This is a genomic window from Paenimyroides viscosum (genome assembly GCF_003858535.1).
In the GTDB taxonomy this organism is placed as follows: domain Bacteria; phylum Bacteroidota; class Bacteroidia; order Flavobacteriales; family Flavobacteriaceae; genus Flavobacterium; species Flavobacterium viscosum.
Genome location: NZ_RQTJ01000029.1, coordinates 20,012 through 35,117, shown reverse-complemented (window position 1 = coordinate 35,117; position 15,106 = coordinate 20,012). Strand labels below are relative to the sequence as shown.

Sequence of the window (15,106 nt, the reverse complement as noted above, 5' to 3'; positions counted from 1 at the left end):
TTCTTAACTTTTCTTCTCTGACTTTCATTTTGTTTGGTTCGGTTTTACTATGTCGTACAACGGTTACGTATTGGCGATGGTGGGGCATTTGAAAAACGTCAGCCCAACATTTGCACTAATGCCCGATAGAAGCACAAATGTTGAATTTATAACTATCAGCCCCACTATTGCCAATACGATGTTGGTGGCTGGGCTTCTTTCAAAAGAACTCGTCTAATAATATATAAAACTCTATTTTATTTTTGTTTGGCTTATCAAGTCCATATACCTTGTAAAATATGTCAACCATTTCTGGTCTAAAATTATCTCGTATGTTTCTAACAGCAAGTGCAATATCTTGATATTTATCTGTTATACCTCCATTGCCAATGTCTATAAAACCACTTAAGTTATGATTGTCAAAAATTAAGTTGTCAAAACAGTAATCTCCGTGTGTAAACACTAATTCATAGTCTGATGGCTTTATGCTTAATAATTTCACAAATAGTTCTTCGGGGCTGTAAGTTTGATTTTCGGGTTGTAAGTCTGTAAAATCAATTAACCCACTATCTAAATTAAATCTTGCTTTTGAAATTTTCAAGTCAAGGTGTTGAACCAACGCAGTATTGTCGATTTTCAAAGAATGAAGTTTTTTCAATGATATTGCATATTGCTTAATAATTTCTTCAGTTTCTATTTTATCAAAATAATATTCAAGAGTTTTTCCTTGCAGTTCCGTCATACATAACAATTCAAAGTCGCTTAATTGTTCATAAAAAATAATCTTAGGAACTGGAACTTTTCCGTCAAGCCATAAATAATTTTGATAATCGTATTTGAGGTTTACATTATGGTTACTATAAATTTGTTTTTTGAGAATAAAACTCTTTGATTCATCTGTCGTAACCCTGAACAATTCAGCATTTGTTGAACCACCTGAAATTTGTGTGGTAGTATAATTTCCAAAATATTTGTCAAGTTGATTTTTTACGTCTTTACTGATGTCCATTTGCTGTGTCTTTTAGCCTTGCCACCAACGGTTCTCAGCTATACGCAGGCAGGGATTTTAACCACTGAACTTCCTACGAAGAACTGAACTTTAAATTTACCACTTAACTGTCCTACGAAGCACGAAACCCCTGCTTGCGTATAGGTGATGTTATGCGGTCGGTTTTCATTTTCTCTTCTTTCTCGTTAATTTGTCAAGCAAAGTTACTAAATTTGCAGTCAAGCAATGTAAGAAGTTACTAATGACAAAAAAGAAATTGCCCGTTCGTTTTACGGGTCAGCACTTTACTATTGATAAAGTGCTAATAAAAGATGCAATAAGACAAGCAAATATAAGTAATCAGGATACGGTTTTAGATATTGGGGCAGGCAAGGGGTTTCTTACTGTTCATTTATTAAAAATCGCCAACAATGTTGTTGCTATTGAAAACGACACAGCTTTGGTTGAACATTTACGAAAATTATTTTCTGATGCCCGAAATGTTCAAGTTGTCGGTTGTGATTTTAGGAATTTTGCAGTTCCGAAATTTCCTTTCAAAGTGGTGTCAAATATTCCTTATGGCATTACTTCCGATATTTTCAAAATCCTGATGTTTGAGAGTCTTGGAAATTTTCTGGGAGGTTCCATTGTCCTTCAGTTAGAACCTACACAAAAGTTATTTTCGAGGAAGCTTTACAATCCATATACCGTTTTCTATCATACTTTTTTTGATTTGAAACTTGTCTATGAGGTAGGTCCTGAAAGTTTCTTTCCACCGCCAACTGTCAAATCAGCCCTGTTAAACATTAAAAGAAAACAGTTATTTTTTGATTTTAAGTTTAAAGCCAAATACTTAGCATTTATTTCCTGTCTGTTAGAGAAACCTGATTTATCTGTAAAAACAGCTTTAAAGTCGATTTTCAGGAAAAGTCAGGTCAGGTCAATTTCGGAAAAATTCGGTTTAAACCTTAATGCTCAAATTGTTTGTTTGTCTCCAAGTCAATGGGTAAACTGTTTTTTGGAAATGCTGGAAGTTGTCCCTGAAAAATTTCATCCTTCGTAGTTCAAAGTCGGGTGGTTGTCAAGATGATTTTTCTGGTTTGGTGTCGTCTTTTAAGCTGCCGCATAACTTATTTATATGCGAAGGTTTAATACTACTTTCTTGTAAATAAGACAAGATAGGCGCATGTTTTTACTGTTTTGTTTCGCATTTTTATTTTATCAAATATAAAAAATCTTTTAAATATCGAAAGGATTTATTATCTTTTTTAAACTACTATTACTTACATGCGTATAAATCATTGTGGTTTTTGGGCTACTGTGTCCTAGTAAAGCTTGAATATATCGTAAATCGGTGCCACTTTCCAATAAATGAGTAGCAAAGCTGTGGCGTAAGGTATGTAAGGTTATAGGTTTTAATATACCCGCTTTTTGTGCTGTTTGTTTTAATACTATTTGAGCGCTTCGGTTACTATATTTTCCACCTAATTGTCCTTCAAATAAATATTTTTTTGGTGTATATAAGGTGTAATATTCTCGTAGTAATAGTAAAACCTTTTCAGACAATAAAGTATATCGGTCTTTTTTGCCTTTCGCGTCTTTAATGTGTATTAGCATACGTACGCTGTCTATGTCTTTTGGTTGTAAATTTAAGGCTTCGCTAATTCGTAATCCGGCAGAATAAATTAAAGCAAGTAGTGTTTTATGTTTCATATTATCTAAACTATTAATAACTTTCATTATTTCGGGTTTACTTAATACAATGGGTAATTTCTTTTCTCTTTTGGGTCTGTGTATATCTTCTATCTGTATTTTTTTATTTTCAACAATTTTAAAATACAACTTAATTGCATTAACTATTTGGTTTTGATAGGATGCCGATAACTTATTTTTCAGGATATATTCATTATTATACACAATAATATCTTCATTGGTAATGTTTTTAATCGGTTTGTCTTTATAAAAAAATAAAAAAGATTTTAAGGCATCACAATAAGTACTTATAGTATTTGTACTGTATCTTTTAGATAACAAATATCTTTTAAAGATCTCCAACTCTTGAATTGCATAAGGGGTAGAAGGTTCTGCTAATTTAAAAGTGAACCTGTTTTCTTTTGTGTCAGGTACATGCCAGCATGATTTTGTAGCACTCCATCGTACATCATTAAAACTTTTAACCCAAGTAAATAGTGTTGTTTCTTTAACAAAATAAAGGGCAATACGCGGTTCATTTCGGTGAATAATTAATTCGGCTTTCCAATTCATTTCTACAGTTTCTAAGTTTTAAATATATAAAAACTGGTAATAGGTGTCAAATAATTATGTTTTTTTATGAATTAAATAGAATGATAGTTGTATTTTAAATAGAATTTACACCAACAAATATTCCACAATAAAATACCAACCGGCAATAGTTATAAACGATAGTGGTATACCGTAACCAACCATCATATTGCTTAATTCGGGTTTTAGTCCGTAGGTTGATGCTAATATCGCTCCAGTAATCATGGGTGCCATCGCCGCTTCAATAATACAGACTTTGGTAGCCAAGTCGGTTTTTCCTAATAAAAAATAGAAAAGAGCTAAAATTACAAACGGAAGTATCAGTAGTTGAAAAGATAATCCCAAGATTAAAAATTTAAAGTGCTTGCTGTATGATTTAAATTTCAATTGATACCCCACAGATATTAAAGCGATTGGAGATATAGTTGCAGATAATTGTTTAAAAGTAGTGCTTAAAGCATCTGGAAAATCGATTTGGAATAAAACCATTGTTAATCCCACTAAAAAAGCTAGTAAAGGAGGGAAGCGGAACATTTTTTTTAGGATCGATTCACCTGTTCCTTTTTGGTTGGAATACATGGTTGCTACTAAAACGCCAACGGTTGATAGTACTACGAATGTTCCTGGTAAATCGACAATAATTAAAGTGTTTAAACCTTCATCGCCATACAAAGCCTGAATTATCGGAATTCCTACAAACGATGTATTTCCCAATCCCGATGTAATAATTAAACAGCCTGTAAGTTTTTTAGACCAGTTATAGATTTTACCCAGAAAATTAAAAAGCAAAAATGATAATCCAAACGCAATCCATGCTACCGATGCCGGTAACAATAAATTCCATCCTAATTCAATTTTGGGCAGATAATGCAGTGCCATTGCGGGCAGTGCCACATATAAAATGTATTGGTTAAGTACAACCGCCGTATTTTTAGGGAAATTATTGATCTTTTGTATTCCGATGCCTATAAACAGACACAGAAAAAGTAGTATGATGCTGGACATAGTTTTTTAAACAATAAAAAACCGAAAGATGTCTTTCGGTTTGGTTTTTATTTTGATACAGGTGTTCCGTATAAATCAAATTCGGTAGCGTCGTAAATTTCAATCATTGCAAATTCGCCTACTTTTAAATAGTGCTTGCTTGCATCGATCAAAACCTCGTTGTCAACATCAGGTGAATCAAATTCGGTTCTTGCAACAAAATTATTTCCTTCTTTTCTGTCGATAATACAACGGAATGTTTTTCCAATTTTCTCCTGATTTGAATCCCAAGAAATCTGTGCCTGAATATCCATAATTTCGTTTGCACGATTTTGTTTTACATCTGCAGGAACATCGTCTTCCAACAAATAAGCATGCGTGTTTTCTTCGTGCGAATAAGTAAAACAACCCAAACGCTCAAAACGCATTTCTTTAACCCAGTTTTTTAGAATTTCGAAATCTTCTTCGGTTTCACCCGGATATCCTACGATTAAAGTTGTACGAATGGTAATTCCTGGAACTGCTGCTCTAAAATCTTTTAAAAGTTGCGTTGTTTTTGCATACGTTGTTCCGCGACGCATTGATTTTAAAACGTTGTCTGCAATGTGCTGTAACGGAATATCAATGTAATTACAGATTTTCGGTTCGCGCTTCATCAATTCCAATACATCCATCGGAAATCCGGTAGGGAAGGCGTAGTGCAAACGAATCCATTCAATTCCTTCAACCTTTACAAGGTTTTCAAGCAATTCTGCAAGGTTACGTTTTTTGTATAGATCCAACCCGTAATACGTTAAATCTTGTGCAATTAAGATCAACTCTTTAACGCCGTCTTTTGCTAAATTTTCTGCTTCTTTAACCAGTTTTTCAATTGGTTGCGATGCATGTTTTCCACGCATTAAAGGAATGGCACAAAACGAACACGGACGATCACATCCTTCTGAAATCTTTAAATAAGCGTAGTTTTTAGGCGTTGTGGTTAAACGTTCGCCTAATAATTCATGCTTATAATCTGCACCTAAAGCTTTTAAAAGCAAAGGTAAATCGGTTGTTCCAAAATATTGATCCACATCTGGAATTTCAGCTTCCAAATCTGGTTTGTAACGTTCAGATAAACATCCGGTTACAAAAATTTTATCTACTAAACCTTGTTCTTTTCTGTCTACATAATCTAAAATGGTGTTTACAGATTCTTCTTTTGCATTATTTATAAAACCACAGGTGTTAATTACCACGATATTCGCCTCATTATTGGCAGCTTCGTGCGTAACATCTTTACCGCTTGCTTTTAACTGTCCCATTAAAACTTCACTGTCGTAAACGTTTTTAGAACACCCAAGGGTAACAACGTTGATTTTATTTTTCTTTAAAGATTTAGTTCTCATAGATTTAAAATTGAGGATGCAAAATTACGTTTTTAATTTCTATTAAAACGTTAATTTACAGTTTAAAAATGCCACCAACAACAATTATGCTTTCAAAAAATGTGAAATCATGTTTGGCATATTCGCCGGGTGTGTTAGATATTGGTGCTTTTGTCATGTTTATGTATCCAATCTTCGATTCGTATTGTATAAATAAATGCTTAAAAAAGGTAACATTTACTGCACCTTTTCCCGATACGCCAAAACCTGCCACTTTAAATTCATCGTAGCGTTCTCTGCCAAATAATTTTGCATTTGTTTTGGGAAATAAAACTCCCGAACCTACACCTGCAATGGCGTTAAACTGAATTTTGTCGGTATTTGTTATTCCTAAATATTTAGAAATATCTTCTGTACGAGCCAATTCAACATTCACATAATTTAAACCATCGGTATGTTCAAACTGTAAAAACTCTTCGGTTAGTTTTTTATTGCCATTAGGTAATAATTCGCCATAAATACCTTCGTTTGGATATTTCCCGCTTACATATGCTTCCTGATTTTGCGTCATAACGTATTTCATGTGGTCTACACCAACCGAAACACTGTAATGATCTGTGACATAATATCCTAAACGAAAATTAGTTTGCGGAATGGTCATTTTTGCGGGGTTAATGTAATCTACGTGCCAGCCTTTAGGTTTGTCGTGCGCGGTAGCATTGTGTACGGTAAAATCAAAATCATTCCCCTTAAAATGAATATCAGAATTTGAATAATAACCACGGTTTCCGCCCCAGTAAATAAAGATTTTTCCTTTGTTGTTTGCAGTATAAGGGTTTGTGGTAACTTCCTGCCCGAAAGAACGCACGTTTATAAAAGTTAAACTACTTAAAAGAAGCAGTTTGTGTAACGTTTTCATTAGTACTAAATTTTGGTGCAAAGATATTATAAAAAAAGTCCTTACTGTGTGGAAGTAAGGACTTTATTTTATGGACATCTGCTTTTTAAAAGCTTGCTGTATATGTTAAACTGATGTTGTGGTTTTTAGACTGAATGTCTGCAACACCGTTTGTACCTGAACTGATGATGTTTTGTTGCGAATCTTGTTGCCAGAACTGATAACCTAAATCAATACGCGATGCGCCAAAACTATATCCCAAACCACCGCTATAGCTTGTTAAGTCGCCAATGGTTTCTTTATTTTTGTACGGACTGTCGGCAAAACGGTAACCTGCACGCAAACTAACTCTGTCTATACGGTACTCACCACCAATTCTAAATTCGTTGGTTGCTTTCATCATGTCTTGGTAGTAATTATTAGTACTGCTGTAATTAGCACCGCTTGCACTGTATTCGGTAGTACTGTAATCTTTACGTATATAATCAACACTTAATAAGCCTTTGGTTCCAAAAACATAAGCTAAACTTCCAGAAATTGATCCCGGATTTTTAACCGAATATTTATTGTACAAGGTTACAAGGTTTGGATTGATGTTGTAGTTTTCAACAGCTCCGTCTTGTAAAATGTTGGTTTGAAGACTTTGCGAAAATTCATCTTGCAGACTCATCCATGTTGGTGATTGATACGACGCACCGATTCTTAATTCTTCGGTCGCTTTAAAAATTCCACCTATGTTAAACGAAAATCCAGATCCGTAAGTATAGGTCTGATTGTTGAACAATAATTTTTGATATCCGTCTGTAACTGCTGATCGATTCTCTTCATAAATTGCTGATGATGTTAGATAATCAACAAAATGTACATTTAAATTCGCTCCCAAATACAGTTTTTTATTGATATCAAAACCTACATTTCCTGTCAGTTGATTATTGAAACCAGTTACATAAGTTTCGTTTTCTTGATAAAAAGAAGATCCACTTCCGTTTAAAACATAGCCGTTATTGGTATCATTAATTAGATATCCTTGATAAGCTAACATGGCTTGCTGAGCAGAAAATCCGTTTTGAATGGTATTTAGATAATCATATAAATCGGTAATAGATTCCCCTTCTCTTGTTTGAACATAATCAAGTGGAATACTTCCGCCGTTGTTTCCAAAATTAGCGTGATCTAAAAAGTAGTTTGTAACCGATTGATTACTCATGCCGCTGCTGAAATAACGATCGTTAAAACGGACATTAGAATTATAACTTAAACCAATGGTTACTTTTTTTAATGCCTGATCTTGATTTTTAGAATCGATCACAAACACCGCTCCAAAATTAGATAGGTTCAAATCACTTTCTTTTGCTGTTGATGAGGTTCCGTTAAAAACTGCATTGTTTTTCTGAATTTGAACATTTCCCGTAAAACTGAAATTGTTATAGTTGAACAATGCCGAACCCGCCGGGTTTATCTGTAAAGCCGAAACATCACCACCTAAAGCGCCAAAAGCTCCGCCCATTGCATTAAAACGTGCCGATCCGTTTACTTGTTGTGTACCAATTCTAATAGCATCTGCTGGGTTAAATTCCTGTGCTTGTGTTTGTAAAAATGCGCAAACAGCAAGCAATGGCAAATATATTTTTTTCATCTTGTATCTATATATCTTATAATTGTCGTTATAAATTATCTTCTTCCGCCGCCAGAACGCATTCCACCGCCCATACTTCCGCTACTACGTGATCCTCCCATGCTGCCACCGGTATTCATTCTGGTGTTAGACGATGGAGTGTAAGTTGGTCTGCTTGTGCTTCGTTCCATACGAGTATTGTTGTTGGTACGCGTGTTGGTGTTGAATCTGTTGTTTCTAATGGTTCTGTTATCGTCAAAAGAGGTCGTTCTGGTGTTTCGCATCATTCCCTGACTTGTCGATATTCTATTTAAAGACGAATTGGCTCTGGCAAAAGTTCTGTTGGTTGCATTCAAATTTCTACTGCTGTTTAAGGTTGATCCTCTTAAACTGCGGGTATTGTTGGCAACCATACGGTTTCCGTTTGCGCCTGCCATTTGGCGTGTAGTTAATGTGCGGTAACTGTTGCTTCTAGAAATGTTTCTGTAATTGTTGTAACCCCAACCCCAGCCACCGCCGTAGTAAGGATAACCCCAGCCGCCCCAGCCATAATAAGGATAGCCCCAGCCACCCCAGCCAAAACCGTAACCAAATCCCATGCCCCAGCCCCAGTACGGGTTACCCCAGCCCCAGTTGTTATAATGGTAAACTAATTGCGTTTCAGAAGTGGTATCGCCCCAACCGCCGTTAGGTTCATTGTAGTTAGATGTATAATTATCAACATCGGTAAAATAAGCATCAGTTTCTTCCGATTTTTCCTTGAAGTATTCAGAATAGTAAGCTCCTTTTTCATGCGTATCTTCTACAACAATCTTGCTGTTGTTGTAAATTCCGTCAACATCGTAAGGCTTTTGGTTCAAGCCAGAACAAGCCGTAAGAAGCAGTCCCGAAGAGGTTACAAGGCAAAAACGTATTAAATTCGATCTCTTAAAGATATTAGGTAGCATATTTAAAGTTTTTATTGTTGAACGTTACAAATTTAAGTAGATTTGTACAAAATAATTTGTTAATATTATCTAATCAAAATATATACCAATATACTAAAAATGAGTAAGAATTTAACTACAAGATCAGAAGATTATTCAAAATGGTATAACGAACTGGTTGTAAAAGCCGATTTGGCTGAAAATTCAGGAGTTCGAGGCTGTATGGTTATCAAACCTTACGGATACGCTATTTGGGAAAAATTACAAGGAGAATTAGACCGTCGTTTTAAAGAAACAGGTCATAGCAATGCCTATTTCCCCTTGTTTGTACCAAAAAGTTTGTTTGAAGCTGAAGAGAAAAATGCCGAAGGTTTTGCGAAAGAATGTGCTATTGTAACACATTACCGCTTAAAAAACGATCCAGATAATCCGGGAAAATTAATGGTTGATCCTGATGCGAAATTGGAAGAAGAATTAATTGTTCGCCCAACATCTGAAGCAATTATCTGGAGTACTTATAAAGGTTGGATACAATCGTACCGTGACCTGCCGATCTTAATTAACCAATGGGCAAATGTGGTGCGTTGGGAAATGCGTACGCGTTTGTTTTTGCGTACTGCTGAATTTTTATGGCAGGAAGGTCATACAGCGCACGCAACTAAAGCCGAAGCTATTACAGAGGCTAAACAAATGCAGGATGTGTATGTTGATGTGGTTGAAAACATCATGGGAATACCTGTTGTTAAAGGATATAAAACGGAAAGTGAGCGTTTTGCCGGTGCCGATGATACGTATACTATTGAAGCGTTAATGCAAGATGGTAAAGCGTTACAGGCAGGAACATCGCACTTTTTAGGTCAGAATTTTGCAAAAGCATTCGATGTGAAATTCACCAATAAAGAAGGTAAACAAGAATATGTTTGGGCGACTTCATGGGGCGTTTCAACTCGATTAATGGGTGCGTTGATCATGACGCATTCTGATGATAACGGACTGGTGCTTCCTCCAAAATTAGCTCCGATACAAGTGGTAATTGTTCCTATTTATAAGAATGAAGAGCAGTTGCAACAGATTGGTAACAAAGTTGATGAATTGATGGCGGAGTTTAAAAAGAAAGGAATTTCTGTGAAATTTGATGACAGAGATACACAAAAACCTGGTTTTAAATTTGCCGAATGGGAATTAAAAGGGGTGCCGGTGCGTATTGCCATTGGACCTAAAGATTTAGAAAACGGAACGTTTGAAGTAGCTCGTCGCGATTTATTATCAAAAGAAATTGTAGCAGAAAATTCAATCATCGATCATATTGAAAATTTACTGAACGATATTCAGGAAAATTTATTCACAAAAGCAATAAATCACAGAGCAGAACATACTACCGAAGTAAACTCGTTCGAAGAATTTAAAGAAGTTTTAGAAACCAAAGGCGGATTTTTATTGGCGCATTGGGACGGAACGCCAGAAACCGAAGAAAAAATTAAAGACTTAACAAAAGCAACCATTCGCTGTATTCCTATGGATCAGCCAGATGAAGACGGAGTTTGTATTCTTACAGGCAAACCTTCAACAAAAAGAGTGATGTTTGCAAAAGCATATTAAAACAAAATGCCGTTCTTTTGAACGGCATTTTTTATATAAATGACTGAATAGCTAGGGTGTAAGACTGCAACCCAAAACCACCGATGGTTCCTATTGCAACGGGCGAAATATAAGAATGATGCCTAAATTCTTCTCTTTTAAACACATTGCTTAAATGTACTTCTACAACAGGTGTGGTTATTGCACTAATAGCATCTGCAATAGCAATAGAAGTATGTGTGTAAGCACCTGCGTTTAATATAATTCCATCAAAACTAAAACCTAATTCCTGAATTTTATCAATTAAAGCACCTTCATGATTGCTTTGAAAATAAATTAATTCAACCGTTTTGAATTCTGTTTTTAAAGCTTCAAAAAAAGCTTCAAATGTTTTATTACCATAAATTTCGGGTTCTCTTATTCCTAATAAATTAAGGTTAGGGCCGTTTATAATTGCTATTTTCATTAGCAGTTGATATTAAATTTTAACGTAAAAGTATCAAAAAATAATCAATCGCTATAAATGTTTTTATTTTTTAAGCTGTTGGAATGTAAATGTTTGACATGTAATTAATTATAATTGTCAATAATTGAATTCTTTAAGAAATTAACAACGTTGTTTTAAATAATTGTTAAAAGTGTAGGTGTCTAAATTATCGATTTCGTAAATTTGTTCTATTATAAAAAAATAAAAGAAAATGAAAAAGATTTTATTATCATTAGCTGTATTAGCAACGGGAGCTGCTGTACAAGCGCAAGAGCAACCATTTGCCTTTAAACAAGGTGACATTTTATTAGAAGGTAGTTTACAAGCGAACACACAAGATGACAGAGCTGAAACTATAAAAAGATCTAACTTTAACTTTACACCAAAAGCAGGTTATTTTGTTTCTGATAAATTTGCTGTAGGTTTAGGGTTAAACATTGGTGCGTCAAACATAGAAGACTACAATGATGTAAATACCAATTATAATGAAGCAAGACTTAGTACGGTTGGTTTTGAAGTATTTGGTCGTTATTACATTGCAGACATGAAAAGATTTCAACCTTATGCAGAATTAGGTATTGGCTACGACTCTACTAAAAGAGAAACAATCACGGTAACAGATGATGTAACAGTTAATACAGAATTACCTAAGTATAACGATTTTGGTGTAAATGCAACTTTAGGTTTCAATTACTTTGTAACGCCTAAAATTGCTGTAAACTTTGCTTTAAGCAACTTAATTGGGTTTAATTCAGGAAAATCTGATGCTCCAAATTCTAAAGCAACAACCGATTTCCATGCAAACATCAACAACTTTAATAACTTTTTTGATACTGCAACATTCGGTTTAACATTTAAATTGTAAGAAATTTAAAAGAATTTTAATAAAAATTTAAGAGCCTTTCATTTTTGAAAGGCTTTTTTTATATCTTTAAGGCTTAAAATATTTTTAAAGCTGAACTAATGAAGAAAATATTACTGTCAATCGCTTTTTTAGGTTTGTTAACAACAAATAGTTTCGCACAACGTAATCATAGAAATTTAATTGAAACCGGTATAAAAGTCGGTGGAAACATGTCTAGATTAACAGGTGGTAACACACAAGAATTTAAGCCGGGCTTACAGATTGGTGGAACAATAGAAGTACCTTTGTCTTTTTATAAAAAATTTGCCGTTCAGGCAGAATTACAGTATGCTGTACAAGGTTATAAAGGGGCAGAATACGATCAAATTGATATTGCTACCGATAAGGTAACCGAAACAATGAAATTAGAAGACGTTACCATGCATTACATGTATTTACCTGTAACCTTTAAATATTATGCCGGTAAAAAATTCTCTATAGAATTAGGTGGACAAATTGGTTATATGCTTGACGCGAAAGGTCAGTTCGATGCAAATAAATACAACACCGCACGTGAGTATTTATACCTTACAGATCCACGTTATGTAGCATCTTATTCACAATTAGATAAAGCGCTATTTGAAGCAGGGTACCGCAGTAAAGATCCAGACGATTTTTATGAAAAATTAGATTACGGAATTACCGCTGGTTTTTCTTATTATATGGAAAGTGGTTTTTTTCTAAATTTCCGTTATTACATGGGCTTACAAGATGTCTATAAAATTGATAACGATTATCAAAAATTTACCATTCCTGATGCTACCGACGATTTGTTGAGAGAAGTGAATTATATGAACGATAACTTTAAATTTGCACCATTAACAAATACATCGGTACAAATTTCTGTAGGTTATAAATTTTAGTTTGGCACACTTTTGGTAATACACTTTTTAAAATAAAATAGTAGTATTATGAAAAAAGTAATTTTAGCAGCATTTGTATTGGGTACAATTACAACTGCAGTTGCGCAACAACAAGTGAAATTTGGTCCTAAAGCAGGTTTAAATTTTGCAAATTTATCAGGAGATGATAATTCAGATATGTTAACTGGTTTCCATGTTGGGGCAGTAGCCGAAATTAAGTTTAACGAAAAATTTTCAATCCAACCAGAGGTGGTTTATTCAGCTCAAGGTTCAAGTAGATCGGGATCTACAACTCTTTTAGGAATTACGAGTAGTTTTGAGGGTAAACAAAAGTTAGATTATATTAACGTGCCTATTATGGCAAAATATTATATAATTGATGGTTTTTCGGTTGAAGCAGGTCCTCAAATAGGTTTTCTAATGAAAGCAGAAAGTGAGTTAGATACTACAATAGCAGGTGTCAATTCAAATGTTAAAGGTGACAACAAAGACAGTTTTAAATCAACCGATTTTGGTCTTGGTTTAGGTTTGGCTTATGATTTACCTGTTGGTTTATTTGTAAACGCACGTTACAACTTAGGTTTATCTGATATCAGAGAAAACACAAGTGCTGGCGATGCTGTTAAAAATAACGTGATACAAGTTGGTATCGGTTATAAATTTGACTAATAAAATTTAATATAGTATTTTTAACCACCTTTTATAGGTGGTTTTTTTATGGACAATTATATAGAACAATTCACAATTTATTTAAAATTAGAACGAGGTGTGGCAGAAAACACCTTGGTAAATTATTTGTACGATTTAGAGAAGTTACAACAGTTTTTAGGTGATGAAAATGATTTTTTAAAAGTACAAGAAACCGATATTCGCAATTTCATTTATTTTTTAGCCGATTTTTTAGCTCCAGCTACACAAGCACGCATTTTATCGAGCCTAAATCATTTTTATAGTTTTTTAATTCTACAAACTTTAATAGAAAATAATCCGGTTACGTTTATAGAATTACCCAAACAAGCACAAAAATTACCCATTGTGTTAAGTGTTCATGAAATTGATTTGTTGCTAAGTTGTATCAATTTTAATACGTTAGAAGGCGTAAGGAACGATGCCATTATAGAAACCATGTATTCTTGCGGTTTACGGGTATCAGAAGTAATTAGTTTAAAATTATCTGATTTGTTTTTTGATGAAGGTTTTATTAAAGTCAACGGTAAAGGATCTAAACAACGCTTTGTACCCATAGCATCATCTGCAATAAAAAAAATAAATCACTATGTAAAAAATATACGAACCCAAATCAAAATCAAGCAGGAAGCCGAAGATGTTCTTTTTTTAAATAGGAGAGGGGCACAACTTACCCGTGCAATGATTTTTACTATTCTTAAAGATTTGGCAAAACTATCGGGCATCAACAAAAACATTAGTCCGCACACGTTACGTCATTCTTTTGCCACTCATTTATTAGAAAACGGAGCCGATTTGCGTTCCATACAACTAATGTTGGGGCATGAATCTATTACTACAACCGAAGTGTACCTGCATTTAGATCGCCAAAAATTAAAACAAGAAGTAGAAAAATTCCACCCTTGGAATAATAAATAGTTGAATTTTTGTGGATATTTTCTTTCACACAAGATCGTCAGTTCCAGTAAAAATTCGAAAAATTTTGTATCGAGAACTTCTAACAATATTAAGTTTCTTGTTTTCGATACAATTGATTTTCTTTACCAATTTCAGCTAAATGGCCTATAAAACCTGATACGTGCGTAAGTTTTTAACCTCTTTAATTACAAACATACTGTGTGTGCTTTGTACTTCTTCCATGGTAGTAAGTTTAGACAGCATAAACTCGCGATAAGCTTCCATATCCTGCACACCAATTTTTAAAATATAATCGTATTCACCACTAACATGAAAACATTCTAACACTTCGGGAATTTGGTTTACCTTTTTTTCAAAACGCAGAATAGCATCTTTAGAATGCGATTTTATTTTAATATGTGATATCGCCATAAAGCTTCGGTTAATTTTATCTTTATTAACAATGGCGATATAATCGGTAATAATGTTTTGTTTCTCTAATTTCTTAATGCGTTCGTAAACGGCGGTGGTCGAAAGATCTAGCTGATCTGCCATTTCTTTAGTAGTTTGCTTACAATTCTGTTGTAAAAGTTCAATAAGTTTGTAATCTGTAGTGTCTAATTTCATGTTTTGTTTTTTAATCGATATTGATA

The 15,106-nt window shown here is 34.1% G+C and carries 15 protein-coding genes; 6 read left to right on the top strand and 9 right to left on the bottom strand.

What is annotated here, in order from left to right:
* Nucleotides 1-199 precede the first annotated feature (199 nt).
* Nucleotides 200-988 (bottom strand): APH(3') family aminoglycoside O-phosphotransferase, encoded by a 789-nt coding sequence (locus EG242_RS11610; RefSeq protein ID WP_124900036.1) that lies wholly within the window; start codon nt 986-988, stop codon nt 200-202.
* A 241-nt stretch (nt 989-1,229) separates the two neighbouring features.
* Here EG242_RS11610 and erm(F) point away from each other — a divergent pair, with 241 nt between their 5' ends.
* Nucleotides 1,230-2,030: a 23S rRNA (adenine(2058)-N(6))-methyltransferase Erm(F) gene (erm(F), locus tag EG242_RS11605; RefSeq protein ID WP_004295323.1), complete on the top strand. Its 801-nt coding sequence runs from the start codon at nt 1,230-1,232 to the stop codon at nt 2,028-2,030.
* A 176-nt stretch (nt 2,031-2,206) separates the two neighbouring features.
* Here erm(F) and xerA read toward each other — a convergent pair whose 3' ends face one another.
* The 6 genes from xerA to EG242_RS11575 form a co-directional block, all read right to left on the bottom strand.
* Nucleotides 2,207-3,232: a site-specific tyrosine recombinase/integron integrase gene (gene xerA / locus EG242_RS11600; protein WP_124900035.1), complete on the bottom strand. Its 1,026-nt coding sequence runs from the start codon at nt 3,230-3,232 to the stop codon at nt 2,207-2,209.
* Between the two features lie 105 nt (nt 3,233-3,337).
* Nucleotides 3,338-4,255: an AEC family transporter gene (locus EG242_RS11595; protein WP_124900034.1), complete on the bottom strand. Its 918-nt coding sequence runs from the start codon at nt 4,253-4,255 to the stop codon at nt 3,338-3,340.
* 47 nt (nt 4,256-4,302) lie between these two features.
* Nucleotides 4,303-5,619: a 30S ribosomal protein S12 methylthiotransferase RimO gene (rimO, locus tag EG242_RS11590; protein WP_124900033.1), complete on the bottom strand. Its 1,317-nt coding sequence runs from the start codon at nt 5,617-5,619 to the stop codon at nt 4,303-4,305.
* Nucleotides 5,620-5,674: 55 nt separating this feature from the next.
* Complete coding sequence (locus tag EG242_RS11585; protein ID WP_124900032.1) at nt 5,675-6,517, bottom strand: hypothetical protein; 843 nt, start codon at nt 6,515-6,517, stop codon at nt 5,675-5,677.
* Between the two features lie 85 nt (nt 6,518-6,602).
* The gene (locus tag EG242_RS11580; RefSeq protein WP_124900031.1) at nt 6,603-8,132 is read right to left on the bottom strand and encodes an OmpP1/FadL family transporter; all 1,530 of its coding nucleotides are present in this window, start codon (nt 8,130-8,132) and stop codon (nt 6,603-6,605) included.
* A 35-nt stretch (nt 8,133-8,167) separates the two neighbouring features.
* Entirely contained in the window at nt 8,168-9,058 is an 891-nt protein-coding gene (locus tag EG242_RS11575) for a hypothetical protein (RefSeq protein WP_124900030.1), read from the bottom strand.
* Between the two features lie 99 nt (nt 9,059-9,157).
* Between EG242_RS11575 and proS the strand changes: the two genes are divergently transcribed.
* A complete protein-coding gene (gene proS / locus EG242_RS11570; RefSeq protein ID WP_124900029.1) occupies nt 9,158-10,636 on the top strand; it encodes a proline--tRNA ligase in 1,479 nt (492 codons plus the stop codon).
* 31 nt (nt 10,637-10,667) lie between these two features.
* Here the strand turns inward: proS and aroQ are convergent, their stop codons facing one another.
* Nucleotides 10,668-11,081: a type II 3-dehydroquinate dehydratase gene (gene aroQ / locus EG242_RS11565; RefSeq protein ID WP_124900028.1), complete on the bottom strand. Its 414-nt coding sequence runs from the start codon at nt 11,079-11,081 to the stop codon at nt 10,668-10,670.
* 232 nt (nt 11,082-11,313) lie between these two features.
* Between aroQ and EG242_RS11560 the strand changes: the two genes are divergently transcribed.
* The 4 genes from EG242_RS11560 to xerD all read left to right on the top strand — a co-directional run bounded on the left by EG242_RS11560 (nt 11,314) and on the right by xerD (nt 14,474).
* The gene (locus EG242_RS11560; RefSeq protein WP_124900027.1) at nt 11,314-11,967 is read left to right on the top strand and encodes an OmpW family outer membrane protein; all 654 of its coding nucleotides are present in this window, start codon (nt 11,314-11,316) and stop codon (nt 11,965-11,967) included.
* Nucleotides 11,968-12,065: 98 nt separating this feature from the next.
* Nucleotides 12,066-12,869 (top strand): porin family protein, encoded by an 804-nt coding sequence (locus EG242_RS11555; protein ID WP_124900026.1) that lies wholly within the window; start codon nt 12,066-12,068, stop codon nt 12,867-12,869.
* A 48-nt stretch (nt 12,870-12,917) separates the two neighbouring features.
* Complete coding sequence (locus tag EG242_RS11550) at nt 12,918-13,538, top strand: porin family protein (RefSeq protein WP_124900025.1); 621 nt, start codon at nt 12,918-12,920, stop codon at nt 13,536-13,538.
* A 48-nt stretch (nt 13,539-13,586) separates the two neighbouring features.
* Nucleotides 13,587-14,474, top strand: coding sequence for a site-specific tyrosine recombinase XerD (xerD, locus tag EG242_RS11545; RefSeq protein WP_124900024.1), 888 nt, complete (start codon nt 13,587-13,589; stop codon nt 14,472-14,474).
* A gap of 144 nt (nt 14,475-14,618) precedes the next feature.
* Here xerD and EG242_RS11540 read toward each other — a convergent pair whose 3' ends face one another.
* Nucleotides 14,619-15,080 carry an Lrp/AsnC family transcriptional regulator gene (locus tag EG242_RS11540; protein ID WP_124900023.1) on the bottom strand — a complete coding sequence of 154 codons (462 nt, stop codon included), beginning with the start codon at nt 15,078-15,080 and terminating at the stop codon, nt 14,619-14,621.
* Nucleotides 15,081-15,106 lie beyond the last annotated feature (26 nt).

Excerpts from the sequence above, each read along its gene's own strand:
- EG242_RS11540 (WP_124900023.1), bottom strand. The coding sequence starts at position 15,080 with ATGAAATTAGACACTACAGATTACAAACTTATTGAACTTTTACAACAG.
- EG242_RS11560 (WP_124900027.1), top strand. The coding sequence starts at position 11,314 with ATGAAAAAGATTTTATTATCATTAGCTGTATTAGCAACGGGAGCTGCT.
- EG242_RS11555 (WP_124900026.1), top strand. The coding sequence starts at position 12,066 with ATGAAGAAAATATTACTGTCAATCGCTTTTTTAGGTTTGTTAACAACA.
- proS (WP_124900029.1), top strand. The coding sequence starts at position 9,158 with ATGAGTAAGAATTTAACTACAAGATCAGAAGATTATTCAAAATGGTAT.
- rimO (WP_124900033.1), bottom strand. The coding sequence starts at position 5,619 with ATGAGAACTAAATCTTTAAAGAAAAATAAAATCAACGTTGTTACCCTT.
- EG242_RS11580 (WP_124900031.1), bottom strand. The coding sequence starts at position 8,132 with ATGAAAAAAATATATTTGCCATTGCTTGCTGTTTGCGCATTTTTACAA.
- EG242_RS11595 (WP_124900034.1), bottom strand. The coding sequence starts at position 4,255 with ATGTCCAGCATCATACTACTTTTTCTGTGTCTGTTTATAGGCATCGGA.
- xerD (WP_124900024.1), top strand. The coding sequence starts at position 13,587 with ATGGACAATTATATAGAACAATTCACAATTTATTTAAAATTAGAACGA.
- aroQ (WP_124900028.1), bottom strand. The coding sequence starts at position 11,081 with ATGAAAATAGCAATTATAAACGGCCCTAACCTTAATTTATTAGGAATA.
- EG242_RS11575 (WP_124900030.1), bottom strand. The coding sequence starts at position 9,058 with ATGCTACCTAATATCTTTAAGAGATCGAATTTAATACGTTTTTGCCTT.
- EG242_RS11550 (WP_124900025.1), top strand. The coding sequence starts at position 12,918 with ATGAAAAAAGTAATTTTAGCAGCATTTGTATTGGGTACAATTACAACT.
- EG242_RS11610 (WP_124900036.1), bottom strand. The coding sequence starts at position 988 with ATGGACATCAGTAAAGACGTAAAAAATCAACTTGACAAATATTTTGGA.
- EG242_RS11585 (WP_124900032.1), bottom strand. The coding sequence starts at position 6,517 with ATGAAAACGTTACACAAACTGCTTCTTTTAAGTAGTTTAACTTTTATA.
- xerA (WP_124900035.1), bottom strand. The coding sequence starts at position 3,232 with ATGAATTGGAAAGCCGAATTAATTATTCACCGAAATGAACCGCGTATT.